Annotated in this window: 2 protein-coding genes and 1 pseudogene; all 3 read left to right on the top strand. The window is 71.9% G+C overall.

The window, feature by feature from the left end; all coding sequences use genetic code 11:
* A pseudogene (locus KK617_RS18595) lies at nt 1-571 on the top strand (arsenical-resistance protein); the annotation flags it as partial.
* A 36-nt stretch (nt 572-607) separates the two neighbouring features.
* A complete protein-coding gene (locus KK617_RS18600; protein WP_277501674.1) occupies nt 608-1090 on the top strand; it encodes a heat-shock protein HtpX in 483 nt (160 codons plus the stop codon).
* Nucleotides 1091-1152: 62 nt separating this feature from the next.
* The coding region (locus KK617_RS18605) for an FAD-dependent oxidoreductase (RefSeq protein WP_346813561.1) at nt 1153-1460 on the top strand (308 nt) is incomplete at its 3' end.

Genomic DNA, 1460 nt, shown 5'->3' on the forward strand with positions numbered 1-1460 from the left:
CCTGCCCGGGTGGCTGGGCCTGGAGACGACGTCGGCCGAGTTCTCCGTCGGCGCCATCGCCCTCAGCGTGCTGATCTTCCTCGGTGTCCCGCTGGTCGCCGGGTTCCTCACGCGCCTCGTCGGCGAGCGGACCAGGGGTCGCGACTGGTACGAGGGCACCTTCCTGCCGAGGATCGGCCCCGTGGCCCTCTACGGGCTGCTGTTCACCATCGTCGTGCTGTTCGCCCTCCAGGGCGACGCCATCACCTCCCAGCCCTGGGACGTGGCCCGGATCGCGCTGCCGCTGCTGGCCTACTTCCTCGTGATGTTCGGCGTCTCGTGGGTCGTCGGTGTCCGCCTGCGGCTGGGCTACGCGAAGACCTCGACGCTGGCGTTCACCGCGGCCGGCAACAACTTCGAGCTGGCCATCGCGGTCGCGATCGGCACCTTCGGCGTCACCTCGGGCCAGGCCCTGGCTGGCGTCGTCGGTCCCCTCATCGAGGTGCCCGTCCTCGTCGCCCTCGTGTACGTCGCCCTGTGGCTGCGCGATCGCGCCCCCTCCGGCGACCCCTCCCGCGTCCCGGCCCGCTGATCCGTACCCTCCACCCGACACCGAGGAGCCCACCGCATGACGACTGCCGACGCCGCCCACCTCCCCGACGGCACGGACGGCGGGGAGACGCGGCCCCAGGTCGTGTTCGCCTGCCGCGCCAACGGCGGGCGCTCGGTCGCCTCCCGCCTGCTGACGGAGCACTACGCCGGGGGCCGCGTGGTCGCGATCTCCGCCGGCACCGAGCCCGGCGAGCACGTCCACCCCGAGGTCGCCCGCGTGCTGGAGTCCCTCGGTCTGGACACCTCGCGGGAGTCCCCGAAGCTGCTGACCACCGAGATGATCGCCGGGAGCGATCTGGCCATCACGCAGGGCTGCGGCGAGAACTGCCCCTACGTCCCCGGCGCCCGCTACCGCGACTGGCCCCTCGACGACTCCAAGGGGCAGGACGAGACCGAGGTACGACGGATCATCGCCGACATCGACGGCCGCGTCCGTGAGCTCCTCGTCGAGCTGGTCCCCGACATCGACCTCCCGCCCAGCCTCCTCGCCACCAACTGATTCAACCCACGACCCCCTCCGTCGCAGCCACGCCTGCCCGGACCCAGGAGCGATCAACGAACATGAGCGACCACACCACCCCCGCTGCCGGGGAGTCCCGCAACGTCATCGTCATCGGGTCCGGGCCGTCGGGCTACACGGCCGCGGTGTACGCCGCGCGCGCGAACCTCGCGCCCCTGGTGTTCGAGGGCTCGGTCACGGCCGGCGGCGCGCTGATGAACACCACCGAGGTGGAGAACTTCCCGGGCTTCCGCGACGGCATCATGGGCCCCGCGCTGATGGACGAGATGCGCGCGCAGGCCGAGCGCTTCGGCGCCGAGCTCGTGCCCGACGACGTCGTGTCGGTCGACCTCACCGGTGACATCAAGGT

It is taken from the genome of Nocardioides sp. ChNu-99, assembly GCF_029493445.1.
Taxonomy (GTDB): domain Bacteria; phylum Actinomycetota; class Actinomycetes; order Propionibacteriales; family Nocardioidaceae; genus Nocardioides.